The following is a 24,233-nucleotide window of genomic DNA, read 5'->3' as shown; positions in this document are numbered from 1 at the left end:
TTGTTCTCATTTTGTCAGTAGCAAGGGGCTCCCTCCCTTTTCGGCGCAAACTTCATGACCTATCTTGAAACCATGCGTTTCAACCAGCTTCTCTGTTCCTCTCCCAAAGGTCTTTATTGCCCACCCGGCGATTTCTACATCGACCCCGTGCGCCCGGTGGAACGCGCGCTCATCACCCATGGACACTCCGATCATGCCCGCTCGGGCCACACCCATGTACTGGCAACGCCCGAAACGCTCGACATCATGGCGTTGCGCTACGGTGTAAATTTCGCGGAAACGACCCAACCGATAAGTCTCGGTGAAACCCTTACGATCAACGGTGTCCGGGTGAGTTTTCATGGCGCAGGCCACGTGCTCGGCTCTGCCCAGATCGCAGTGGAGAAGGACGGAACCCGCATTGTCGCTTCCGGTGATTACAAGCGCATGACCGATCCGACCTGCGCGCCTTTTGAACCTGTCGCCTGTGATGTCTTCATCACCGAAGCAACTTTTGCACTGCCGGTATTTCGTCACCCGGATGCGTCACACGAGATCGCGACGCTTCTCAAATCAATCCGGCAATTTCCTGAACGCGCGCACCTTGTCGGTGCCTATTCACTGGGCAAGGCACAGCGGGTCATCAAACTCATACGCAATGCAGGCTATTCAGAACCGATCTACATTCATGGTGCGCTGGAAAAGATCTGCGGTTATTACCAGTCGCAAGGGATCGATCTCGGCCCCCTTGAACCAGCCACTCTGGAACGTGACGAAGCACAGCCAGATTTTGCAGGCAAGATCATCGTCGGCCCGCCATCGGCTTTTTCCGACCGTTGGGCACGGCGTTTCCCCGACCCCATTTCGGCTTTCGCCTCCGGCTGGATGCGCATCCGCCAGCGCGCCAAACAACAGGGCGTGGAGCTGCCGCTCATTATTTCCGACCATTGCGATTGGGATGAACTGACGGCGACAATAACGGAAATCGCACCCGCCGAAGTGTGGGTCACCCATGGGCGCGAAGAAGCGCTCGTTCGCTGGTGCGAGCTGCAGAACATATCGGCAAAGCCGCTCCATCTCGTCGGCTACGAAGATGAGGGTGATTGATGCGTGCTTTCGCCGAACTTCTTGACCGGCTGGTTCTGACACCGCAGCGCAACGGCAAGCTTCGGCTGCTTGTCGACTATTTCCGCACCACGCCAGATCCCGACCGTGGGCTGGCACTCGCGGCAATCACACGCGATCTGGAACTGCAAAGTGTGAAACCGGCCATGCTGCGGGCGCTCATTGCCGAGCGGACCGATCCGACACTCTTTGCCTATTCCTACGACTATGTCGGTGATCTTGCCGAAACGATTTCGCTCATCTGGCCCGGCCCGAGCGAAACCGCCCCGGGGGCAAATCTGCCGCTTGGTATCGTCGTGCACGAATTGCAAAATGCTTCACGCCGCGAAGGCCCCATGCTCGTGGCAGGATGGCTCGATCTGCTCGGTATTTCTGAACGTTATGCACTGTTGAAGCTCGTCACCGGTGGTTTACGCGTAGGCGTCTCAGCCCGTCTGGCCAAACAGGCACTTGCTGATTTTGGTGGCGTCGACATCATAGAAATCGAGGAACTCTGGCACGGCCAGTTATCCCCCTATGAGGCGCTTTTCGCCTGGCTGGAAGGCCGTGGTGAAAAGCCTGCCGCCACCGCAGCCGCACCCTTCCGCCCGGTCATGCTGGCAACAGCCCTCGATGAAGCTGACCTCTCCTCGCTCGATGCGTCTGCCTACAGTGCAGAGTGGAAATGGGACGGCATTCGCGTGCAGGCGGTTTCGGAAGGTGGCGTGCGCCGCCTCTATTCACGCACCGGTGACGATATTTCCGGTGCATTTCCGGATATTCTGGAAGCTATGGATTTCGAAGGCGCAATCGACGGCGAACTGCTCGTCGGTCATCACGGCGAAACTGGCATAGAAACAGCCACTTTTTCCGATCTCCAGCAAAGGCTGAACCGCAAGACCGTCAGCGTAAAGCAGTTGCGCGACTATCCGGCTTTCGTGCGGGCCTATGATCTGTTGCAGGAAGGGAACCAGCAGACCGGCGCCGATTTGCGCGCCCGGCCTTTTTCCGAACGCCGCGCCCGTCTGCAAGATTTCGTCGGTAGGCTCGATCCGCGCCGCTTTGATCTCTCACCCGTCCTGCCCTTTGGCGACTTTCAGGAACTGGCGGAGTTTCGCTCCAATCCACCCCATCCCGTCATCGAAGGCGTGATGCTGAAACGCCACGACAGCGCCTACCTGCCCGGCCGCCCCAAGGGGCCATGGTTCAAGTGGAAGCGCGATCCCTTCACCGTCGATGCTGTGATCGTCTATGCCCAGCGCGGGCACGGCAAGCGCTCCAGCTATTATTCCGACTTCACCTTTGCCGTCTGGACGGGACCGGAGGATGAGCCGGTGCTCGTTCCGGTTGGCAAAGCCTATTTCGGCTTTACGGACGAAGAACTGAAATTGCTGGACAAGTTTGTGCGCGAAAATACCACCGAGCGCTTCGGGCCGGTCCGGTCTGTCCGCGCCGAACCCGATCATGGGCTTGTGGTAGAAGTCGCTTTCGAAGGCCTCAACCGGTCCACGCGCCACAAATCAGGTGTCGCCATGCGCTTTCCGCGTTTCTCGCGGCTTCGGTGGGACAAACCGCCCCGCGAAGCGGATCGGCTTGAAACGTTGGAAAAGCTGCTGACCTGACGAGAGCGCCGATCTGATTGAAGCAGATCGAAAGGCGCTCTAAGCTTTTGTTTTTACGCGCATCTTATCTGATCGAAGCAGGATCAGAAATCAGTCCAGTGAACTGATTTCCCTGCGTAGGCGTTTCACACTTTTCGGGATGCGCTTTAATCAGCCGCCGTCGAAACGCGGATCTCATAGATGTTGACCGGCTTGCCGGAACCGCTGAGATCAGAGTTGACGGTGATTGTGCCCGCGCGACCCGCCTTCTGACCGGACGGAACAGTCATGTCAAAAAGGAAGTCGCTAATGGAATCGCGCACGTCATAGCGCCTGCGTCCGCAGTCGCCAAGACTGCCGAAATCACAATTGACTGACATCTGGGTCGTCTTGCCATCGTCGGCGCGTGCCACGATGTCGAAGGTCGCCTTCTTGCCTTCCAACTGATTCAATATGCCTTCACCGACATCGAATGTAACCGTATCCTCAGCCCCTGAAGACTGAATGCGCGCGAAACTGCGCGTGCCTTCCTGCCTGATATCGACTGTCGCACGTCCTTTCACAGACATGCGCGTTGCCTCGGACGGCTGGAAGATCGTGATCCATTTGAGCCCGCCAGGCTCCTCACCTTCTTTCAAAGGCGCAAGACTGCCATCGCTATGCAGTGGGTTGTTCGCCGGTCCACGGCTCAGATCAATAAAGCTGTTATAGAGCGAATAGCCGATGAAAACGGCAACCGCGAGCACAAGCGCCGGAATGCCATAACTGTAGAAAGGCGAATGGCGTTTCTTTTGTCTGCGGTCCTTGCGCGAGACGCCGCCCTCGTAGCCGAGATCGGCATTGCTGCGCTTCTTCTGCCGCGAGGTAGAACGGACATCGCCGGTATCGAGTGCGGGCGATACTTCTTCCGCCCTGCCGCCAAGAACCGGGTCTTCTCTGAACGAAGCGCCGAGCGACGGCTCGCGACGATCTTCCGTGCTGCTGCCTGTCTTGAATTCCTGTTCAATACGAGAGATTGCATCCTTCAGTTTCTGACGACGCTCTTCCTTTTGCGCATCGCTGAGCGCGGTGTTCGTCGCAAGAGCGCGCTCATGCGCACCCCAGGCAGATTCATAAATTCGCTGGCGGGTCGCCGGATTATGCGCATCCGCCTTGGCAAATGCATTCCTGATCGCGCGCTCAATACTTTCCAAAGGCTGCTCTTCCCTTGTTCGTTCTTCCCGCCATTTCGTCATGCCCCCAACAGGAGCAAGCGGTCCCCGATACAGACGATTTCATAAGCCTCAGCGAAATTAACGTCTGAATCAAGGCATTTACCTGTTCATCACCCGCTTTGACTAGCTGATAAGCATGTCGGAGACACCTAATATTAACTCTGAATGCGGTTTTCCCCCATCCGTATAGCCTTACAGGGTCAAACTGCACCCATTGCGGGTGAGCAAGACATCCTGAAGTGTGCTGGCGATTCCCTCCCAATGGGCATTTTCGGCAGAAGCAGCGCGCCTATGCTTCCAAAACATGCAAATCAGCTGGCTTTCGAGACGCCGTGTCAAGGTTTTCAACGACAGCGGGGCAGACCCTATCGACAGGCTGGCTCGCGCGCTTTTGATATTGCCGTTGGACAAAGAGCTGCTAGAAATATTACGTTTACGCAAACGTCAATCAAGGAGGACGGTTGAAGATGGCCTTGCCGGATATTCTGAAAAGCAGACTGCGCATCCCGGTGGTTGGTGCTCCCCTATTCATCATTTCCCATCCGGCTCTGGTGATGGCGCAGTGCAAGGCAGGTGTCGTCGGTTCTTTTCCTGCACTCAATGCCCGCCCCGAAGCGCAGCTTGATGAATGGCTGGCAGAGATTACGGAAGGCCTTTCCGCTTACGACAAGGCCAATCCCGATCGGCCATCCGCGCCATTCGCGGTCAACCAGATCGTGCACCGTTCCAACAAGCGGCTTGAGCACGATCTCGGCCTTTGTGTGAAGTACAAGGTGCCGATCGTCATCTCCTCGCTCGGCGCCGTGCCGGAGGTGAATGCCGCGATCCATTCCTATGGCGGCATCGTCCTTCACGACGTCATCAACAACCGCCACGCCAATTCAGCAATCCGCAAGGGTGCGGACGGCCTCATCGCAGTTGCTGCCGGTGCGGGCGGCCATGCGGGCGCGCTATCGCCTTTCGCGCTCGTACAAGAAATCCGCTCCTGGTTCGATGGTCCCCTGCTGCTTTCCGGCGCCATCGCCAACGGTGGCTCCATCCTTGCGGCGCAGGCCATGGGCGCCGATCTTGCCTATATCGGCTCGCCCTTCATCGCCACGACAGAAGCACGTGCGACAGATGCCTATAAACAGATGATCGTCGACTCGAATTCATCCGACATCGTCTACTCCAACTATTTCACGGGCATTGGAGGCAACTACCTGAAGCCGTCCATCGCTAATTCGGGCCTCGACCCGGACAACCTGCCGGAGGCTGATCCTTCCAAGATGGACTTCGACAAGGCGCAGCAGGACGGCGCCAAGGCCTGGAAGGATATATGGGGCTGCGGTCAGGGCATCGGCGCTATCCGCGAGGTGGCTCCTGCCGGACAACTGATCGACCGACTCGAGCGTGAATACAAGGAGGCTCGCCAGCACCTTTGCGCGGGCGCCTGATTCTCTGATTTCCACGACACCGCGCCGGCTTCGACGGCTGGCGCGGTGTCGGCGCTCATATGCCCAACGAGATTACCATAACTTCCATCTCGTAAAACCGACTCACTTCCGCACTGTCAGGCTCTCGCGACAAGCTTGGCGTGAAACCTTTTGAACAAACATACATATTGTTTGATTTGGGCCTTGCTTTCCTCCATGCTTTTGGTTATCAGCGCACCGTCCAGCCGGAAATGGTTGGCTTCCTTCGGGAAATTGGAACGCAATGTTCCGGGCCGCTTTAGCTCAGTTGGTAGAGCACATCATTCGTAATGATGGGGTCAGCAGTTCGAGTCTGCTAAGCGGCACCATAAAATCAAGCACTTAGCGCCATCAATCATCAATCAGGCTTATCGGTGTCACCATAGTGTCACTATAGTTTGAGCCGGTCGTGACACCTGTTTCTTTGTGAAGAATAGCGGCTGGTTGACGACTCGGTCGTGTCCTGCCAGCATTGGTGCAACATGGGGAGTGCGGGATGAAAAGCGGTACATGTGTTATTATTATCGACGGCTCAGAAGCGGGTCAGGCCGAATATAAATACAACGACACTGGTCGTGGACAACTTTGGATGGAGCCCGAAGTGTTAATGGATGCCTTCAGCTCCAACAATGTCGGGCTTCGACTTGGCGCGGAGGTCCGTTCGATAATCATCGAGAGCGCAACACCGGGAGAGGCTGCACAATTTTCTTTCTCAGAGTGGCGGAAGCAAAGATAGTTTAAACATGTAGGTCATCAAAAATGTCGATTGACAGCTATCACCGTGAAAAATTCAATAGTGCGATCTACTGCTTGGCATCGCCTGAAAGCCTGAACAGAAGGCTTTTCACAGCGTTTTTGTCCATGATTACAGTTGACCCCGAGCAATTCACAGATCCTGAATTAGGAAGGCGATACAGGGAACTGCTTACTCGCGTTAACTCAGCGCCCGAAGAATTTGAAGGGCAAGGCACACTTCAAGCGACACTTAATACCATGAGCGATGAAGAAATGTATGATGTAGCCAAAGAAATCATCTCCATTCACAATGAGCTTATGTACGCTATCAAGCCAAACTGAACTCACTCAGAGTGTGCAATGGAGATGCCAGATTGATGCTGACATCTCCACAGTCATTTGTCCTCCATTGATTTTTCTGATTTGTCTTCAGTACGAGCAATGAGAAATAATTATGGAACCCGCTTCTGCCCCGCTTCGATGCGCTGCAAAATCTCTTTCACGACACGCATGTCACCGCCGAGTTGAACGAGAGTTCCTTGAAATTCTTTGATCGCTTGACTGGCGTTGAGTGTCGCTTGTTCGTTTGTGGCGATCCGATATGACAGATTGTCGTTAGACGCTGCCAACTTGCGGACATCGCTTTCTACGCTTTTAAGGCGTTCGTCATATCTGGCGTCATTCGCTTTCACATCGGCAAGACGGTTTTTGTGCAGCTCGTCGTGCGAAGTCCATCTTGCTGTCTGATCGCGCTCGACGCGGCTTATTTCGGCAGCATTTGCGCGAATATCGGTCTGTATTTTTTCCGCATATCCACCGCCTTTCCATATCATCGCTAGAGCGCCGAAAATGATGAGCGTTGTGTTTATGAGAGAGCCGAACTCCCGCCAAACGCCTGCTACCTGGCGCACCCCGTTAACCTGTTTAAGTTCGGTCACTTCTTCCCCCAGATGTCTTTCACTGTATGACCGCCCATGTAGAGCGCTAGAAATGTGATCGTTAGGCTGACAAGCACGCTAAGATCAGGGATCGAGAAGGCAACGCCGGTCATTCCGCTGACGATGGGAGCAGCCAGCAAGGCATAAAACCAAGCCAGCATGAGAAACCACATCCATGCCGGGCGCCATGCCCATGTCCAAAGAGCTTCTGACTTGTCCATCTCAGCTTTGAAAAGCTCGTTGGTTAGGCGCTGCTGCTCGACATAAAGACGAAGAATTTCTGGATTATCTTCTGCGGCCATCACAGCCGCGTCGATCCGATCAGCTGGCAGTGTCGGAATGACGACAGGATCAACGCCAAGGCTTTCAGCTATGGTGTCCACGACTGTACCAGCGAGGCCGCCAATCGTCGGCCCGAGCTGAGCCGATACGATATCTTTCACAATGCCCGATCCAGTACGGACGGCAGAGGATAGGATTGTATCAAGGATTGCGTTACTCATGCTGCTGCCTCTGCGGTGAAAGCGTCAGCGCGTGTTTTGTTCACATGCGAGCGCCAGACAAGATAAACGACCAGAGCAACAGCACCGAGAACGACGCCAGCTGTGATCCAATGTGCCAGCTGATCAGAAACTGCATATGAGCCAGTACCGCTTGCGCCGGTTGCTGCTGCGCCAGTCGCCTGCTGTTTTGCCTTGGTTGCTGCTGCCTTTGCTTCGGATTTAAGGACGGTTGACGCTGCTGCCGCTGTTGATGCCGTAGCAACAACCATTTTGAGCGCTTGAGCCTCACAGGCCGCAATGCGCGATGTCCAGCCTTTGCCGAAGGTGACGAACGTCTTGAGAGACTGCACAAAACCGGTGCGCTTGGCGCAAATCTTCTTCACAATGTCTCTGGCATCCGACACACGAGCTTTCGCCAGGGTGTTCGCACCGACTACACCATCCTGTTTGACGCCGAGTGCAGCCTGAAGCCATTTCGCGCCACGCGCCGGCCCCGACATGACGCCGCTATCGAACGTGGCAAGATCGACGCCGAGAGGCAAACTGTCGCCTTGGATCGGTCGCCAGTAGTTTTTCTCGTAGATCGGCTTCACATCATCAAGCGTAAGGTTCTTGATATCAAGATTGGGATACGAATGCGCTGCAATGCCGTATTTCGTACCTTTTAGCGTACCTACACCGACTTTGCCGCCAGTCCAGTTTCCCGGGTCTTTTCGATTGCTGGAATATCCGCCCTCATACTTGAGGGTAAAGGCGAGACAGTTTGCGAAATTGGCTTTCATTGTGCTTCCTCTGGACACAAAAAAACCGCCTCAAGGGCGGTGCTGTTGGTCAGGTTGGTGTGTTCGCTTACGGAGCCAAAAGCTCGGCGGCTCTCGCTTCACCGAATAGCTGCTTCGCCATGCCTTCCAGGAGCGGCCAAAGCTCGTGATCTGAACGAAATGTTGCAGCCGTTTCAAATATCTTTCGCGTGCGAAAAGGTTGCGTAGTCATTGCTTCTGCCACCTGATCGGCTTCCGCTTCCGTCATTCGTTCCCAAAGGGTTACTGCGGGAAGAACAGTCACCATGGGTTCCCGTACAGGTTCAATGAACTCACCAATTGGGCCAAACTCGCCAGAATTAACGCGGTCCCAAATTTCTTGGCCTAAAGGCGTATCGTATCCGTCTGAAACAGCAAAAGGCCATGTCTCCGACATATCTTCTATGATTGCCGAGCCATGCAGTAATTTCTTGTCACGATCAGCCCATGACACGTTCTGAATATCAAGAAGTTTCATTATCCAACCCTTTTAAGCAAAGAGGCCACAGTGCCGCTCATTGCCGCCCCCACAACCATCCATGTTCCAACACCGATACCGCCAGCTTTGGCACTAGCCGCGTTTGAAAAATCAACGTCTGTTCCTGCAACCGTACCGTATGTGCTTACTGTTCCAGCTGTTGATTTTATGCCGAAAAGATATGTTCCAATAGGGTAGGTCGTTCCCATGAGATAAGTCTGAGTTTGAGCTATTCCTTCTTGAATGGCCCAAGCTTGCGCTCTGCTTTCGATGCGTAAAGATATAGCTTGAAAGGCAGTCGAAGACCCCCAAGGCGACCAGACGCTACCGTTTATGTTGCCATCGTTGGAGAGAAAAGCCGCGCCACTGTAGACAACGGAACCTGCACGTGCACGGATATGCCCGTAACCATCAAGGGCAAAGCCTCCCAATCCCAAGTCAACAATAGGCGCGTTTCCAGCTACGCGTCTCAAAAGTACGCCGCCGTCAACCGTGTCAGATACATTTGCGAATAGCCGATAGACGTTTGCGTAAGAAGGTGACGACAGCTGTATTCCGGGTAAATCCTTACGAATAATAACGTCGCCGTTAAGCGTACCGCCGTCCATACCAAACGCGCTTATGTTTGATCGGGCCTGAGCCTGCTGGGGACCAGTAAGGGACTGTGGCCCGTATGATACCGCTGTCGCTCCTGCCACCGTTTGCCAAGCGACATCACCGTCCGTTGCGCTGTTCTTTGTAAGAACCTGACCGGATGATCCACCCGGTGCCTGAATTGCGGTGTCCGCTTTGCTCAATGAGGCTTGAGTTGCAGTTGAAAGAGAGACCGTGCGATTTGCCGACAGATCGCCACCGCCTGAAAGACCAGTGCCAGCGTTGACAGAGCGCGTCGGTTGTACGGCGCTGTCAGCTTTCGCGAGAGAAGCAATTGAAGCAGCATTCAACGCAAAAGATCGGTTCGCGGATAAATCACCACCACCCGATAAGCCCGTACCTGCTGACACTGTACGTGCTGGCTGTACCGCACTGTCGGCTTTGCCTAGGCTTGCCAATGTCATTGCATCAAGGGAAAGCGTGCGATCAGCGGCGAGCGTGCCTCCGCCCGTGATCCCTGTTCCGGCGATAATCTGCCTAGCGGGTTGAACTGCAGTGTTCGCCAGTCCCAATGAAGCAAGCGAAGTAGAACTCAGAGCCAGTGTGACATTGTTCGCGAGCGTGCCTCCGCCTGTAAGACCGTCACCGGCTGAAATTGCTCGTGTTGGCTGCACTGCCGTATCGGCCTTGTTTCCCTGCTGAGTGGTTGCAAAGCGCTGCCCGCCAAGCGTCTCGATGGCCTGTGAAGTGCTCAAAGGCGTCATTGCAGATGCATTATTCAGGCCCTCGCGGGCCTGTGCCTCAGTCGAATAAGGGCGTACCGCGTTTGCAGCATTTTGCAAAGATGTGCGCCGCGTCGATGGGCCATCAATTGCGATATTGTCAATAGGAGCCGGGGTGAGTTCTTCCGGCAGTTCATTAATTCTGAGACGAAGATCAGCCATTACACGCCCGTCCTGATGATAAAGTTCATGATTATGGATGGCTGCACATTCAGGTGAGCTCCGCTACCGCCTGTGTAGTTGGTGAGAATCGGGTGCGTATGGTCAGGAGCTTCACCCGTTTCACCCTCAACATATCCATCCACGTTGTTGCCGGTATGGGCGACACCGAAGCCAAGGCTCGAGCCACCAACTTTTGTAAAAAACCGGGAGTGTTTGTGGCGTCCAGCCGCCAAGGCAGAGCCATCGTGCCTATGCGCAGGAATTTGCGCCTCGGTTAGCACAATTCCTTGTGCGCCCCCTGCTGATCCGAGAACATTTCCGTTAATCCCAGAACCACTGGGCGTAATACGGTTCGCAGCTGGACCGCCCATATCGTCACGACCAACCGGAACACGACCGCGCAAATCTGGTAGGCTAAAGGTCGAACCTCCATCGCCCGCACCATATTTGACGCCAATCGCTGCAAACAGTGCAGCATAGGTGGTTCGTGAAACTGATTGCCCGAAGCAGAGCAGCCAACCTTGTGGTGGCGCATCGCCTGCGAAGGTTTTCACTTCACCAATCGGTACGGCTGCATCGAGCAGCTTTTTGCTCACAGCGTCGCCGGGGTTCTTCGCATCGCCCAGATCAGTGACGAGAAAGCCGCTCATTGAAAGGTTACGAATGGCAGGTGTCGAGCCATCACGCTTCAAGCACTGAGAAAGCGCCTGCGCAACGTCTTCGAAGGGTATGTTGTGCTGTTCGGCCAGCACCTTTTCGCCTGTAGTCGCCTGGTAAATCGGCGGCAGGCTGTATTTGCCGTTGCTATCGAATGGCATGCGTTTCTCCAATAAAAAAGCCGCCCAAATTGGACGGCTTGCGCATCTCGACTTTAAATTGCGACTCGGATCAGATGGCCTCGGGATAAAGGGAGGGATAAATGCCAACGCTGATCACGATTGAAGGGAATGTCCCTGTACTAACAGACAAAGGGCTTCGGCTCGTAGATTGGCTGGAATATGATGGCCGAGCATGGATAGCAGATCTCTGGATTGTTGCATCTGACGGCAAATCGCAAAGACCACTTCGCATAATAGCTCCTCGGTTTGCGCCGGGGTTCGAGCCGATACCGGGGCCGTCAGTTCTCCAGTTTTTTCAAACGATGCAAGTGCCAGAAAGTCTTCTGGAGCAAGGTTTCGTTCCATCGGAATTAGCGCCTCTAATCGAAGTTCGTGAGAACCCGGATATATATGCTGAGCTCCATTACGGAATGCGCGACCTGCATTGAAGCGATCATCAGTGTGCAAAGCATCCATCTGACTTCCCTTTTCTGAAATGTTGAGGCATGTTTGAGCCTGTCTAATGGGGGATTTCATGCGTGTTTTGTCGACAATATCTCTTTGTTTTTTAGCTTCTTTGGCTTTGGCGGATGAGCCAACGTCTGTGAGCTATTACTGCGCCGCCGAGTTTGCTGGCGGCTTACGGTTCGATGAAGCTGCGAAGCGATGGGGATCAACTGAATTCGTACCAAGGGACAAATTCTTACTTAAGGTGACGGATCGCTCTGCCGTTCAAGCGGACGGCCATAAACTGATATCGGTTTCAGTAACGCCATCAGGAAGCTCGAACGGTGCCCCCTGTGTGCAAGATGGTAATTACGAAATGCAACTTTGGCCGCGAGGAATGATACGATGCAATTCTATGCTCACGGACTACGTCTTTAATGTTAAAGACAATCGATTTCTTGCTGCATATTCCTTCGGATTTGTTGACGGAGAAGATGCAGGCGGTAATACTCCTTCAATGACTGGCGGGTATTGCACTAAAATCTAACGGTCACCCTGAGTTTAACCTGCGGTCCATAAATGCACGAAATCGACCACGATCCGAACGAACCGAAGATAGACCGTGACAGCTTTCCTTGGTGGCTGGCCTGGATCGTCGTTTGTGTCGGTTGGTTCGGATTTTGGCATTACGGTCTGATCGAGTGGTATTCAGCAGCACTGGGCCTCGGAACCGGTACGCTGTTAGCAGGCTGGGCCATTGATAAAACCGGCAACCGCATTCCGGAGAGTTGGCGCGGCAAGCGTTAATGGCTTGGCCGCACCGTCAGTTCAAGCGGCGGTCGCTTTTCCTGTCCTAGCACTCGCGGTGTAGCAATAGATCCTTCAGCGTTGATAATGGCGTTAATCAGGGCTCTGCGTCCCGATGTTGCTTTTCCTTGCGCTACGGCACCATCCAGAGCTGCTTTTGCAGCGACGGGATCAGTCTCCATAAGCACTTTTGCCAATCTCTGAATTACCGGCTTCGGAGTTCCTTTGGCTTCTGTGAGAAGTTTCGTGAAAGCCGCAACAGCGGTATCTTTAATGCTTCCACGCATAAGGCCAGAAAAGATTGACGGATCAAAATTCGCCATGTCTGCCATATCAGCGAGATTGTCAGCGGTCTTCGATCCGCCCATAGCCTCGTTTGCAGTGGCAAACATCTTTTGTTCGCGGCCTATGCGTCGAGCCATTTGATCGGCTTTACTTGGAACGGCGAAAGCTGGAAATTCCTTAGCCGTTTTATCTGTGATCAGCATTCGAGCTTTGTTTGTCGTCGGGGATGAAGAAGCCGCTTCAACACGTGCAATCCAAGGATCAGCATAACCGGATCGGAACGCTATACGCTCTCCCGGATGCATTGCCGAAAAGGTATCAATGTTATCCATTGCCCGCATGCGAGCTGATGCAGCGTTCTGGCCTGTTTCGACAGCATCAATAATTTTGCTCTGGCTTTTAAACGTGTCATTTGCGGCCCGATATCCCGGGGAAGCTTGTTCAAGCGCCCTATCGAGTTGATTATTCAACTGACCCAATGCCCGAGCCCGATTTCCCTGTCCTGCACGCTCAGCGACCTTAACAGCATCACTAACGTCCTTCTTGAGTGTAAGAACTCGATTGAAGTCCGTCAGATTTGACGTGTCGTCTGTCATGCGAGCGCGGTATCCAGTCAGCGCCCGCTCAATACTGTCGCCAGCGATATCATCAACAGGTGATACAATCTGCTGAACGCCCGGGCGAATGGTGTCATCAATATGTTGGATAACTGGCGAAACATTTACCGGACCAGCGCTAGCCCGAGCAGCAGCATAATTAGCGTCTGCAAGAGTATCGCGTGCCGCCGTTAAGCCTGCTGTGCGCTGAGCTGCCGTGTCTGCGGCTCCAAAGCCCTCCGAGAGCGCATTAACCAAGCGGTCACCCTGACCGGTCTGGCGGCTAACCAGCTGCTCGAACACTTCCTGTCGCGCATCATTCGGTGTGCGCACAACGGTCGAAAGCATTCTACGCCCCTGATGTCCCATGGCATCTGCCACGTTGAACATGTCCTGACCGTCAGCGCGAGCGCTATCCAACGCCCTAGCAATCCGATCAGATGACGTTCCAGAGCGGGAAAGGGCGGTATTCAAGGCCGCATCCGCATACTTCTGAGGGCGTAGACGCGCCATCAGGGGAGCAACGATTGGCTTAGAAGCTGCCGATACACCGGCGATTGCATATGGTGCGGCTCCGCCTAAAGCTAACCCTAACCCTCCTGACTTTAAAGCACTCACTGCTCGATCATCAAAATTACCTTCTCCGTTGCCGAAACCCTGAGCAGCGCCGAGCAGAGCGCCTTCAAGTGCGGACGCTCCAGCAACCCGGTTTAGGCCCTTGCCCGCATTCATTGCGTTGGCAGTTAGAGATACGCCGCCCTTAGCCAACCCCACACCGGTACCAATGCCGCCGCCGATCATACCACTATAGTAAGCGCCAGGATGATCAGACGCCGCACGCTTTTCAGCCTCTCGCATAACGCCAAGATTATAGTCGTAATCACCGCCAAACGGCACGCTCAGCGCTGCGGTTGCCTCATCCAGCAAACCGAACCCAGCACCTTGACCAGCACCTATACCAATAGCAGCAGCGCGCCCGGTGGGAATGTTGAGATTGATGGGGCTGCCAAGGTCTTCCATCTGGCCGGTCTTTGGATTGAAAACCATACCTTCAGGAGGTTTGCCATAGGTACCATCGTCGTTACGAGGGTCCGGCAATGCTGTTCCACCGCGTGCCAAAGTCGGGCCAACTGTCCCGTCATTCGTGGGTGCTTGCTCCGATCTGATGCGGCGGATTTCATTGGCAAATGCCTTTGCTGCATTGGTGTCGCCAGCAGCATCAGCATTCCTCAATGCCCGCTCAAGTTGATCAATTGATGCCATGTCATCCACCATACTTTTTTAGCAAATCATCAATCGAACCGTCGCCGTTGGAGCCCTTTGTCGCTCCCTTATCGGAAGTGTCGGCACTATAGCGAGGATCTACCTCCGAAGGATCGATGCCCATCTTTTTCAGAGCAGAAAGAGAACTTGGCGTGAGGAACATAGGAGCCTGCTGCCCCATCACGTTCCGATACCGCTGATCGTAAGTATCTGTACGTGCAGCTAGCATGTGAAGGGCGGAAACCACCGCGCCTCTCAACTGTTCTGGCGAGCTGGATGTGCTAATTGCATGCTGCCATTCTTCGACTTCCTTCTGATTGAGGGCGCCAACGCCTTTGAAAGCCTTTGCAAGTTCGTCAGCCACGCCTAGACGATAGGTTTCAAAGCTGCGCTGTGCTGCATCGCCGGTCTGAGTAGAAGCCGCATTCTTGACGGTATTCCAGAGCGGATAATTGCTGTTGCTTAATTTCCCGTGTTCTTCAACCATGCCCGCCATATGTTGAATGGCGAGGTTAGTTGAAGACGCCATTTTAGCCATCTCGCCGGTGGCGTAGTCTTTTCTGGTAGCAACACGCGCACCAGTCTGAGCCATGTCCCACGTGGGATCATAGAGCGATACAAGCTTAGCGAGCTCCTGACGTTCGCCACCGCGCAGTGATGTGACACGACCAATATCAATGCGCCCGTCCGAAATACCCTTCACCTGAGCAGCAAGAGCCGATGGCAACTGTTTCAGGAAAGCTTCTTGGGTGCTCGCATCGGGAACACCCGTTTCAGTCATCGACACTGGTGGAAGGCTATCCAAATTTACAGACGCATTTCCAACCGTCGCGGTTACTGCAGGAGTGGCATTAGTGATAACGCCGTCCTTCCCGATCCGAACAAGCTGGTTGCCTACGACTTTGAAGTTATCGGAAGGATTATCAGTCTCACGGTTCAACTTTGCAATTTGAGCTTGTCGGAGCGGGTCGCGTGCCTGCGCCTGTTCCTCGTACTGCTGCTGAAAGAGCCAGTTATCCCGAGCCGCCTGCGTTGTTCTGGCTTCCTTGCTCTGGTCCATCTGGTTTCGGATTGCCATACCGATCACACTGCGCTGCGTGTCGTTGAGCCAAGGATCAGAAGCCGCCTCTAGAAGTTGCTGCATGTTGGCGCTTCGCTGAGGCTGATTTCCTGTAGCAGCAAAACTTCCCATCGTGGGAACGCTTGCCTGAGGCGCAGGAGGGAAGTATCCCGACACATTCGCGGACTGTTGCGGGGCTTGTCCATTTGGTGCGAGTGCACCGCCGAACATTGCATCATTCTGGCGCAGCAATTCTTGCGACGGACCGCTTTGCAATGGCTGCGCAGACGGCTGGCCCTGTATGGCTTCAATTGCTCCTGTCGGCGTCTGATCAACCGCTCCCGCATTCCACCGATCATTAAAGTTACTCTGCACTGGCGAAGTGTTGTTCAATGACGCACCTACGCCATTGTAAGGCATTGGCGGATTACCGGCTCGTTGCGCACCTTCGTCAACATAACGCATACCTTTGCCATCATAGGTCAGTTCAGGTCCGCCAAATGTTGCACCAGCAGACGGCGTAACCTCTGGGCCGGTCGCCTGACGTGCGAATGCAAGGTCAGCGGGCGACACGTCTGCACCGGGAGCAAACAGGCCGTCAGGATCGACGCTAGGAGAAACCGCTTGAATGGCCTGCTGTGGCGTGTTTGGGCGTGTTGCAGCTGTCGTGGTCGGGTCAATGGCTTCAGTGCCGCCACCGAGCAAAGCAAGCGCCTTCTGACGATGCCCGGCCATCTGGTTTTCCCATTTGTCCCGCACATCACCGGGAGCGCCGCCATTGTTTGCGTCAGATGCAGAATACCGGCCCGGGGAACCCGCATTGATGGTCGAATAAAGGTCAAGGCCGCTCATACCTGGCTTATAGCCGGATGCACGGAAATAGTTTGCCACAGCACCATTCGCGCCAAGCTGGGAAGCAAGCGGATTATTCCAGTCAACGCCGAATTTCTGCGCCTGCGGTTCGCCAAACTGGATCAATCCACGGTGCTGACCATGCTGTGTTGTCGGACCCTTCTTAAGGGGATCAAACGTGCCACCGGTTTCATAAGAAATAGCCGTTGCAAGATCCACCGGATCGGCACCAATCGCATGCGCAGTCTCAATAATCCCGTCGCGCAAAGCGTTCCCATTGGGCGAGTATGAGTTGTTGCTAGGAGAATATGCTGCGGTACCTGTAGCGCTGCTGCTCGTTGGCGATGATCCAGCTGCTACAGCCGAAGGATATGCAGCACCGCCCATCAAGCTTGCTAGGTCGAGATTAGCAAATTTCTTTGCCGCGCCCTCTATTCCTGCTTTCTCAGATGCGTCAGCTCGACCCTTACGAATATTGCCAACAAGTGCATTAGCCATACGGGCAGCGCCTTGTGTCCAATGACCCACCGGCGATGTATCAACACCGGATGCAATCATTGCCTGTGCAAGCTTGCGTTCGCGTTCCAACTGCTCAGGCGTCTTTTTGGTTCCGCCATCGCCCCAGACAAAGAAATCCTGCAAAGCCATTAGTATAGCCCCCTTGGACCCAGACCGAATAAGCTGGCGAGCTTGATCTTGCTGGCCTGTGTGGTGTTGTTTACTGCTTCGTTTGCCATCATTGAAAACCCTTGCATGGGGTCACGGATTGGCTGCTGAGTTGGCGCGGCGACGGTGCCGATAACCTGTTGAGGCTGTGGCGCCTCGCGCAGTCGAGAGAAAGGCTGCGGATTGGTAAAAATCATTACCTCACCTTTCCATAATCAACCATGCGGAAGCCGCTCGGGTGCTTAGCAACCGCCTCTGGCTGCTTTTTCTCAACGTCCTGAGCCATGACACCCATCTGAGTAGGGCCGCCGTCCTTATACCGATAGGTATAAATTGGCGTGCCTTCGTCCGTTTTACCCACACGCTCGATATCGGTTTTCAGACGCTTGTCAGAGAAGCTGAACATTCCCATTGCGGCTGAACCCAGCCCGAACAAACCACCCATCTTCGATTGATAGTTCGCCATGTCGGCCTGATACTTCTGGTTGACCAGACCCGTGTAATCGACGCCGCCGACGCTTGATTGTGGTGTTGCGCCTGACATTTGTGCAGGGTTCTGGATTTGCGAACCGCTCATCAGTCCAATGATTTCGTTTAGAGGCTGGTTTCGCTGCGCTAATGCTTCGCTGAAAGCCGACTGACGCCCGTTCAACATAAGCTGGTTGTATGCATCGTTCTTAGACTGCGTCATGCGTGACATTTCGGAGTTCCAAGCGTCAGAACCTTCCTGAATGCCTTTGTTTTTGAGCGTAGTGCGCAGTTTTTCTTCGTCCTGTGCAAAACGAGGATCAAGGCGCTGCGCCCCAAGGTCATAGGCCCAATTGGCAGCATCCTGATTGTTGAACTCAAATGGCTTGTTGAGCAGGTCACGGATTTTCGATGACTGATCGACGGCTATCCCAGCAAGATTTCCCTGCGCTGCCTGCGTCTGATTGAAAATAGACTGCTGTTCAGGACTGAGGGTCGTAGTCTGGGTAAAGGTCGGAGTTTCAACCCACTTGCCGCTCATTTCATCGAAATGCTTCCGTGTTCCGGTCTGGTCATAGCTGATGCTGCCCCATGGGTTGTTCTGGTTCACCATGTTCAGCTCTTGCTGCGTGATCGCAGTCGAGCGGTTGGCAGCTGCCTGTGCGCTTGCTGTTTCCTTCGGATCTGGTGCCTCTGGCTGTTTCTTGCCCATTTTATCTACCTGTCGATTGATGCTTTGAAAAAGCGACCGTTGCGCCAATCGTCATCGGTCAAAGTGAAAATGAACTCGCCCTCATCGCGACCGCGAAGGCGGGGAATGAAGGTCTCGGAAAATCCGTAGGCTCTGGCGATACGGATCATGTTTTGATTGCGATCTGATACCCGCATGACGACAAGCTGATTTTTAAAGCCGTCAAAGACGAGAGACATGATCTGCTGAAGTGTGCGCCGGTTAAGCCATCGTTTCGAACTTGAGCCCGCCGTCATTTCCATGACGCCGCTTTCCGGATGCCAGTTGTGAAAGAGAACTCCCGCGATGAGCTCACCGTCTTCGAAGAACCCCATGGCCGCGTATTTATCGAGAGCATAGGGATCGTCGAAAACGATCTTGCAGACAAATTCTCCAATTATTGAATGTGAACCGCGTACCGGCTGCCAGCCAAAAAGCGCAGTTTCAATCATGCTGGCACGTCCGTCATTTCGAAAGTTAGATCGGTGCTCATGATTTCAGCATCAAGCGGAACGATATATCCGCTTGTGACCTGACAAGATGGTCCTAAGACATATCCGCCGCCGCCTATCGCCTGCCATTCGTTGTTCAGGATGGCTTGTGATGCCGCTCCCCATGTGCTGGCACCCCAGATGGCCGTTCCCCATTCCTGAGTAGATGTGACTGCAGTAGAGTTGGGTGCAGGTGGAAGTTCCTTGTCGTATTCAGCGTGCAGCTTAACCTCCATGTTGAGTTGAGCGGAGGCCCGGATTGTAAACCGGACAAGCTTTGCAAGCTTCATGAGTGCAGGCTGTCCATAGTCCTCAAAAAGAGGCAGATAAGCCGCCGTGTAGGTATTGCCCTTGTCACTCCCGCCAATATTCGCCTTGATGACTTCACCTTCCAAAGAGCCGAAATATAGCTGGCCTTGAAACACTTCCATGCAGTTCGAAGTCCAACCGGTGAAGCGGCACCACTTGCCCGTCAATGCATTGGCAACAAACATGACAGGGGATGAACCGTTCAAATGGGGCGGGGTGACAATTACCATTTGGCGCTCAGCCCAGAGCATTGCATGCCATCCAGCATTACCGCGAAGCAGACATGCTTCATTCCATGCGTCTTCAATTGGATAGGAGACCGTTGCAGGGGATAATGCGGCAACGTCACGCTGAATAGCCTGTGACAAAGGCACAAAGCCGGTTGTCGTAGCGATAATGATGTCACCACCCGCCCGGATACACGCATTCTTTCCCAGAGGCTTGCCGATCCGATAAACGCCTACCTTGCTCCAGTCATTCGCATCGCTCGGGTTAGCACCTTGAAAGACCGCAACTTCGCCCTCTGTGCTGACAAAAACGCATTGTTCCGAAAGTCCGCCAGACGAGCCACTGTCAAGAGACCAGAAGGCTCCAAACAATAGCGAGCCGCCTTCGTTGAAGATACCACCGAGCGGGAATTTCTTCAGTTCACCGCCGATTTGATCAACCGGCAGATACCAGGCATTCAGACTATCGCCCTCAACAAAGAACAGGCGGTTCTTGTAAGCCCAGACGAAAGACATGTCCTCAGGTGTCACAACGGTTTCTGTTGCTGGCATGGTGAGCGCCGGATCGGAGGAAAAAGCATTCCCGTCATAGACGAATGGCTTATCTTCGCCATTTACCCCGCGAAGGAATATGCCGCCGCCTGCGGTAGCAAACTGCACGACTGACCAGTCACCATTCTTCTGATTGTTTAGAACATCCAGACCTTTAGTCGAAAGCTCTCCCAAAAGGTCGTTTTGATCGGTTTTGATATCGTCATCGGTGCTGGTGCCGATACGCCAACTGTAAGGGCTTTGCACAAGCGTGATATCGAAAACCTGAGTGTCTGTTGCACCAAATAGGCGCTGATTTCCTCCACTCACGTATTTGAAAAGAGACCGGACGGACTGCGATCCATCTCCAAGAGTGGCATGCAATTCACTCCCACGCCGCATGATGACGGTGCTGGCATAGGGAAAGAAATTGTCGAGAATAGCCGCAGCTTGCGGCAATCCCGGTGCTTGAGCCTGGGCAACGTTTCTATTAGCCACCCATCCGCCGATTGGGGAAGTGTAGCGCTTCGGCTGAGACATGCGCGGCTTGCGCGGAGAACGAGGCCACCTCATCCGAGCTCACCCCAATATGGCAATGACGCATTACCGCGCCTGCGCGAACCGCCCTCTACGAAAACCCGCGCCCCCTTGTCTTCGCCTGCGAGTTCATTGAAGCGCTTTTCAAACAAAGCCTGATCGTCGGTATAGTCGATGCGCTTTTGCTGGCGATAGCGCCAAACAAGTCCGAGCGTAAGCAGTTCCTCATCCAGCAGGAAGCTATCGTTATCCTTTTCAAAGCTTCCCTTTGGAACGCCGTTCTCATCAGTTGCAAACTGATTTCCTTGGTAGAAAAACTTAATCTCTTGCCCGAGGGAAGGCTTTGGCATGATATGGATCTGTCCGCCGAACGTGATCCAGCGCCCAAGAGAACAGACGCCATAAGGCATTTGCAGCATCAGCCATTCATCGGGATCAACACAAGGTTGATAACCGTAGAGGGGAGCGGTTGCAGATCGCAGGCTAGAGCCTTTCTGCATTCTGTCGTAGTCGGTTGGAAGGCTATAGCCCTCACTAGTGCCGTCACCAGTCAACGTGCATAGTTTCGTCAGGACGCGCCAATCGTGGGATTTAATAATATCCTTTGCCACAGCATTAACGAGTTCTGTCAGATCGCCCTCAAGTGGTTTGGTTGAGGAAAAAAAGACAGTCGGGCGCACACCCATGATGCGGGATGCAGCGCTTGTCAGCGCGTCCTTGACGGTCATTGATTAACCCTCGTCGGCCAGATCGAGCTCGCGAGCCATGGCGAGCAGGGTTTCGCGCTTCGGAGTGCCGCGCACACCTTCGCCGGACTTATCCTTAATGTAGGCTTTCAGTTCTTCATCCGGCATGAGGTCGAAAATGTCTTCTTCGTCCTCTGTGTCGTCGGGCGCTGGCTTTTCCTGTTCGGGTTCAGTGGTGTCGTCAGGTTCTACAGCTGCAACTCCAGCGCGATCCGCCTTCAGTTCGGCAATCTGCTGCCGGAGAAATGCGTTTTCTTCAGCCAGAGCAACCGAGCCGGCGCTTTTCGTCGCTGTTTCGATAAACGCCTGAGCCTGATCCTTAAGAGCACGGCCCCCGTGGCCGAGGTTCTTGAGGTTCTGACCATCAAGGCCCGCCAGCTGTTCAGCGGTGTAGATTTTGAGCGCCTTCAGTTCCATACGCTTTGCTTCGGTCAGGAACGGCAGTTCGGAAAGTGGCGTGCCGTCAGCGACCTGAGCGCGACCTTCCTTGAAGCGCAGATACTGGTCATTGTATTTCAGCGCATAGGTGAGCTTCTGCTGATTGCCGTACTCATCTTCACCCCATCCAGCGAACGAGTGCGCGGGGAAAACCGGCTTGTGCTGCTTGTCGCCCGGGAAATGGAGCTCGCAAACTTCGATATCGCTGTAGATCGGTCGGCCCGCCTTTTTTGAAGCTGCCGGATCAAGCTGCGCGATGCTCTTGAAAACTGGTGTTTCTTTCAGTGACATGACTGTTCTTTCTGTCTGAGAGATCGGAAATGAAAAGGGCGGGTTTCCCCGCCCTCTCAGTAATCAGAGTGCCGACCGCTTGGCGTGGAAGGCTTCGCCGCTCTTGACGGCGACCGGAACAGTGAAACCGCCCTCGCCAGCCGTGGCGACGAAGGTTGTTCCATTGATCTGCACTTCGGCATCCTTAGCGAGGTCAGCACCCGCCTTTACATGGATGTAATCATGACCATCGGAGCCCACGACCTTCGTGCCAAGCGCATAGCTTGGCGTTCCGGACGAATTCAGATCCCAATAGTATTTGGTTGCATGCTGCTCGACATCAGGGCCGAGTGTCGGAGTAATCCGGTAGGACATTGCCTTGACCTTTCTCGAAAAGAAAAAGGGCGGAGAGAACCGCCCTTAGTTTGCCGGGTTGCTGTCGAACAGACGCCACGAGAACAACGGATTGTTGTTCGTGAGCTCGCCCATGAAGCCGATGAACTGCGCAATTGCGTCCTGATTGATCGGCATAAGGCCGTCACCTGGAAACAGCTTGTCGAAGTTGCGGTTCGGGTTGTACCGGAAGCGCATGCTATCGGTATCAAGTCCATAGGTGGTATTGGCTGGCATGTTGGAGCCGATACCACCATCAAGGACGATTTCAGCACGCTTGCCGCCGCCGATATATTCCAGAGACGAGAAGCCAAGCTTTGCAAGCCCGCCTTCCTTGGCAATACGCTGGATAGCCGTGGTTGCGGCGTCGTATGCCTCGTAATGCTCTGGTGACATGAGGAGCAGATCAGCATGGCGCTTGCCGCGAGAGCGCTGCGTCATGATGCGATTGAGGAAAGGACGAATGGTATCCTTGTCCACTTGCGTACCGATATCAGTGAATGCCGTCTGGGCATCGAACGCACTGGTACGCCACTTGGCGACCTCTGCACGGTTGATACCGCCATACGTGCCCTGATCCGGCAGGATCGGAATAGCCGCATTCAGGCCAGTAACCGCCTTGCCGCCATTCGCGGAGCCGTCGCCATGCAGCGCGGCGTCCATCATGTCGGTCATGGAGCCTTCAGCCACCTCCAGATAGCTTTCCATCGTATCGAGAAGCTGGTTTTCACCCTCGTTATTCAGGATTTCCTCACTGGAAAGGGTGATCGGCACAGCAGCCATCTTCGGCGTGAAGTAAGCATCATTGAAAAGTTCAATGGGCTTGTTCGCCAAGATATCAAAGCCGTTGTACCACTGGCCATCCATCTTATCGATTTGAAGGCGTTCGCGGATGCGCGGGCCGGAATACGGCTTCCAGAGGCCTTTGCGCTTGAGCACGGCAAAGAATGCGTTGCTGTTCGAAACGAGGTCCTGATAGCCCTGCGAGCGGTCCTCAAGAGCCATCGAAAGAACCTGACGGTAATGGTCGATTTGTGTAACCGGAGCCATGGTAGGTTTTTCCTTTATTTGACTTTGCGCAGCGCTTTTTGAAGCGCCTCACGCGGTGAGTTTGAGGGCTTTCCTGCCGTGCGAGGGTCTGAGCCTGCCGTTGGTGCGCCTGATATGGATTTTTGCCCTGCCGGGTTGGCTGGGCTTGGTTCTGCGCGGGTTTGAGCCGCTGGGGTTTCCGTTGCCTGTGTGAGAGGCGTCGAAGAAGGGTTCATGCGGTCTGCGAGCTCGTAAGCTTCATGCAGGGTCGCAACGCGCTTGCTCTCAAGGAGAAGCGCAATATCGTCGGCCAGTTCGCCCACTCGGGGGTGATCCTTGGCGAATTCCTGAATAAGCGCATGTGTTTCGCGCAGCCGGTTTTCCTGCATCGACTGCTCGAAAGCCGCTGACCGGTTGGTCAAAGCCGCAATCTGCTCGCTCATCTGGCGAATGACGCTATCCTGACGGGATGCAACACGATCAGCAGGCATATTGACGTAATGCGCAGCCAGATCGCGGAACGTGACCGGCGATCCGTCCTGATTGGTCCATCGCTTATGCGCTGCAACATTCGCCACGATCTGCTCAAGGGCCGCGTAGGGGTCCTGATGCAGCATGCGCTCGATACCGGTATAGTTTGCCAGAGCATCCTTGACCGTTGTGCCATACTGCGTAGCCATGTCGTCATATTCGCGAATGGCTTCATATTTCTCATGGCTCTGCCGGTATTTGGTCAGGCCGTTCTCAAGCTCTGAAATGCTGCGATGCACTTCGGCCCGAACGCTTTCAGGCGTGTTTCCCCATTCCTGCTTGGCAACATCGTGAAAACGCTGCGGGGCTTCATTACGGTGTCCGACATCAGGGCCTTTGAGACAAAACTGGTTTAATTAAGAAGAGAGGATTTTCGGCTCATCATAGCTTTATCA

26 protein-coding genes and 1 tRNA gene are annotated in these 24,233 nt (G+C 54.3%); 8 read left to right on the top strand and 19 right to left on the bottom strand.

Annotation, left to right across the window (positions count from 1 at the left end; genetic code table 11):
- Positions 1 to 72: 72 nt before the first annotated feature.
- Positions 73 to 1,086: a ligase-associated DNA damage response exonuclease gene (locus tag FIB18_RS00135; RefSeq protein WP_140019373.1), complete on the top strand. Its 1,014-nt coding sequence runs from the start codon at positions 73 to 75 to the stop codon at positions 1,084 to 1,086.
- Positions 1,086 to 2,705 carry a cisplatin damage response ATP-dependent DNA ligase gene (locus tag FIB18_RS00130; protein WP_140018845.1) on the top strand — a complete coding sequence of 540 codons (1,620 nt, stop codon included), beginning with the start codon at positions 1,086 to 1,088 and terminating at the stop codon, positions 2,703 to 2,705. Before FIB18_RS00135 ends, FIB18_RS00130 begins: the two co-directional genes overlap by 1 nt.
- A 146-nt stretch (positions 2,706 to 2,851) precedes the next feature.
- On the opposite strand, the gene FIB18_RS00125 is transcribed toward FIB18_RS00130, so the two are convergent.
- Complete coding sequence (locus tag FIB18_RS00125; RefSeq protein ID WP_140018844.1) at positions 2,852 to 3,877, bottom strand: hypothetical protein; 1,026 nt, start codon at positions 3,875 to 3,877, stop codon at positions 2,852 to 2,854.
- A gap of 488 nt (positions 3,878 to 4,365) precedes the next feature.
- On the opposite strand from FIB18_RS00125, the gene FIB18_RS00120 reads away from it, so the two are divergent.
- The 4 genes from FIB18_RS00120 to FIB18_RS00105 all read left to right on the top strand — a co-directional run bounded on the left by FIB18_RS00120 (position 4,366) and on the right by FIB18_RS00105 (position 6,429).
- Positions 4,366 to 5,334 (top strand): NAD(P)H-dependent flavin oxidoreductase, encoded by a 969-nt coding sequence (locus FIB18_RS00120; protein ID WP_140019372.1) that lies wholly within the window; start codon positions 4,366 to 4,368, stop codon positions 5,332 to 5,334.
- A gap of 271 nt (positions 5,335 to 5,605) precedes the next feature.
- Positions 5,606 to 5,681 (top strand) — tRNA-Thr (locus FIB18_RS00115).
- Between the two features lie 167 nt (positions 5,682 to 5,848).
- Positions 5,849 to 6,088, top strand: coding sequence for a hypothetical protein (locus FIB18_RS00110; protein ID WP_140018843.1), 240 nt, complete (start codon positions 5,849 to 5,851; stop codon positions 6,086 to 6,088).
- Between the two features lie 23 nt (positions 6,089 to 6,111).
- Positions 6,112 to 6,429 (top strand): hypothetical protein, encoded by a 318-nt coding sequence (locus FIB18_RS00105; protein WP_140018842.1) that lies wholly within the window; start codon positions 6,112 to 6,114, stop codon positions 6,427 to 6,429.
- 110 nt (positions 6,430 to 6,539) lie between these two features.
- Here the strand turns inward: FIB18_RS00105 and FIB18_RS00100 are convergent, their stop codons facing one another.
- From FIB18_RS00100 to FIB18_RS00070, 7 genes are all read right to left on the bottom strand, one after another.
- The gene (locus FIB18_RS00100; protein ID WP_140018841.1) at positions 6,540 to 7,025 is read right to left on the bottom strand and encodes a hypothetical protein; all 486 of its coding nucleotides are present in this window, start codon (positions 7,023 to 7,025) and stop codon (positions 6,540 to 6,542) included.
- Positions 7,022 to 7,528 carry a hypothetical protein gene (locus FIB18_RS00095; RefSeq protein ID WP_140018840.1) on the bottom strand — a complete coding sequence of 169 codons (507 nt, stop codon included), beginning with the start codon at positions 7,526 to 7,528 and terminating at the stop codon, positions 7,022 to 7,024. The genes FIB18_RS00100 and FIB18_RS00095 overlap by 4 nt, the downstream gene beginning before the upstream one ends.
- Complete coding sequence (locus FIB18_RS00090) at positions 7,525 to 8,310, bottom strand: glycoside hydrolase family 108 protein (RefSeq protein WP_140018839.1); 786 nt, start codon at positions 8,308 to 8,310, stop codon at positions 7,525 to 7,527. The genes FIB18_RS00095 and FIB18_RS00090 overlap by 4 nt, the downstream gene beginning before the upstream one ends.
- A gap of 67 nt (positions 8,311 to 8,377) precedes the next feature.
- Positions 8,378 to 8,806, bottom strand: a complete 429-nt coding sequence (locus FIB18_RS25095; RefSeq protein WP_235894800.1) for a hypothetical protein — start codon at positions 8,804 to 8,806, stop codon at positions 8,378 to 8,380.
- Positions 8,806 to 10,344 (bottom strand): hypothetical protein, encoded by a 1,539-nt coding sequence (locus FIB18_RS00080; RefSeq protein WP_140018838.1) that lies wholly within the window; start codon positions 10,342 to 10,344, stop codon positions 8,806 to 8,808. The genes FIB18_RS25095 and FIB18_RS00080 overlap by 1 nt, the downstream gene beginning before the upstream one ends.
- Positions 10,344 to 11,162 (bottom strand): phage tail protein, encoded by an 819-nt coding sequence (locus FIB18_RS00075; protein ID WP_140018837.1) that lies wholly within the window; start codon positions 11,160 to 11,162, stop codon positions 10,344 to 10,346. The genes FIB18_RS00080 and FIB18_RS00075 overlap by 1 nt, the downstream gene beginning before the upstream one ends.
- 114 nt (positions 11,163 to 11,276) lie before the next feature.
- Positions 11,277 to 11,639, bottom strand: a complete 363-nt coding sequence (locus FIB18_RS00070) for a hypothetical protein (protein WP_140018836.1) — start codon at positions 11,637 to 11,639, stop codon at positions 11,277 to 11,279.
- Between the two features lie 58 nt (positions 11,640 to 11,697).
- On the opposite strand from FIB18_RS00070, the gene FIB18_RS00065 reads away from it, so the two are divergent.
- Positions 11,698 to 12,156 carry a hypothetical protein gene (locus tag FIB18_RS00065; RefSeq protein WP_140018835.1) on the top strand — a complete coding sequence of 153 codons (459 nt, stop codon included), beginning with the start codon at positions 11,698 to 11,700 and terminating at the stop codon, positions 12,154 to 12,156.
- Positions 12,157 to 12,188: 32 nt separating this feature from the next.
- A complete protein-coding gene (locus tag FIB18_RS00060) occupies positions 12,189 to 12,416 on the top strand; it encodes a hypothetical protein (RefSeq protein ID WP_140018834.1) in 228 nt (75 codons plus the stop codon).
- Here FIB18_RS00060 and FIB18_RS00055 read toward each other — a convergent pair.
- The 11 genes from FIB18_RS00055 to FIB18_RS00005 all read right to left on the bottom strand — a co-directional run bounded on the left by FIB18_RS00055 (position 12,413) and on the right by FIB18_RS00005 (position 24,077).
- Positions 12,413 to 14,560 carry a hypothetical protein gene (locus FIB18_RS00055; protein ID WP_174977370.1) on the bottom strand — a complete coding sequence of 716 codons (2,148 nt, stop codon included), beginning with the start codon at positions 14,558 to 14,560 and terminating at the stop codon, positions 12,413 to 12,415. The two genes, FIB18_RS00060 and FIB18_RS00055, sit on opposite strands and share 4 nt — an antisense overlap.
- Position 14,561: 1 nt before the next feature.
- Positions 14,562 to 17,120 carry a hypothetical protein gene (locus tag FIB18_RS25090; protein WP_235894799.1) on the bottom strand — a complete coding sequence of 853 codons (2,559 nt, stop codon included), beginning with the start codon at positions 17,118 to 17,120 and terminating at the stop codon, positions 14,562 to 14,564.
- Entirely contained in the window at positions 17,120 to 17,335 is a 216-nt protein-coding gene (locus FIB18_RS00045) for a hypothetical protein (protein WP_140018833.1), read from the bottom strand. Before FIB18_RS00045 ends, FIB18_RS25090 begins: the two co-directional genes overlap by 1 nt.
- Positions 17,335 to 18,318 carry a tail fiber domain-containing protein gene (locus FIB18_RS00040; protein WP_140018832.1) on the bottom strand — a complete coding sequence of 328 codons (984 nt, stop codon included), beginning with the start codon at positions 18,316 to 18,318 and terminating at the stop codon, positions 17,335 to 17,337. The genes FIB18_RS00045 and FIB18_RS00040 overlap by 1 nt, the downstream gene beginning before the upstream one ends.
- A gap of 5 nt (positions 18,319 to 18,323) precedes the next feature.
- Complete coding sequence (locus FIB18_RS00035) at positions 18,324 to 18,788, bottom strand: GNAT family N-acetyltransferase (protein WP_140018831.1); 465 nt, start codon at positions 18,786 to 18,788, stop codon at positions 18,324 to 18,326.
- On the bottom strand, positions 18,785 to 20,467 hold the full coding sequence (locus FIB18_RS00030) for a hypothetical protein (protein WP_158295672.1): 1,683 nt from the start codon (positions 20,465 to 20,467) through the stop codon (positions 18,785 to 18,787). Before FIB18_RS00030 ends, FIB18_RS00035 begins: the two co-directional genes overlap by 4 nt.
- A complete protein-coding gene (locus FIB18_RS00025; RefSeq protein WP_140018829.1) occupies positions 20,464 to 21,159 on the bottom strand; it encodes a phage adaptor protein in 696 nt (231 codons plus the stop codon). Before FIB18_RS00025 ends, FIB18_RS00030 begins: the two co-directional genes overlap by 4 nt.
- 3 nt (positions 21,160 to 21,162) lie before the next feature.
- Positions 21,163 to 21,906, bottom strand: coding sequence for a hypothetical protein (locus tag FIB18_RS00020; protein ID WP_140018828.1), 744 nt, complete (start codon positions 21,904 to 21,906; stop codon positions 21,163 to 21,165).
- 63 nt (positions 21,907 to 21,969) lie between these two features.
- Entirely contained in the window at positions 21,970 to 22,260 is a 291-nt protein-coding gene (locus FIB18_RS00015) for a hypothetical protein (RefSeq protein WP_140018827.1), read from the bottom strand.
- A 45-nt stretch (positions 22,261 to 22,305) separates the two neighbouring features.
- Positions 22,306 to 23,328, bottom strand: a complete 1,023-nt coding sequence (locus FIB18_RS00010) for a phage major capsid protein (protein WP_140018826.1) — start codon at positions 23,326 to 23,328, stop codon at positions 22,306 to 22,308.
- A gap of 14 nt (positions 23,329 to 23,342) precedes the next feature.
- Positions 23,343 to 24,077, bottom strand: coding sequence for a hypothetical protein (locus FIB18_RS00005; RefSeq protein WP_140018825.1), 735 nt, complete (start codon positions 24,075 to 24,077; stop codon positions 23,343 to 23,345).
- Positions 24,078 to 24,233 lie beyond the last annotated feature (156 nt).

The sequence above is a fragment of the Brucella pecoris genome, from assembly GCF_006376675.1.
Taxonomy (GTDB): domain Bacteria; phylum Pseudomonadota; class Alphaproteobacteria; order Rhizobiales; family Rhizobiaceae; genus Brucella; species Brucella pecoris.
The sequence above is the reverse complement of the archived record's forward strand: the minus strand, read 5'-3'. Positions and strand labels throughout refer to the sequence as shown.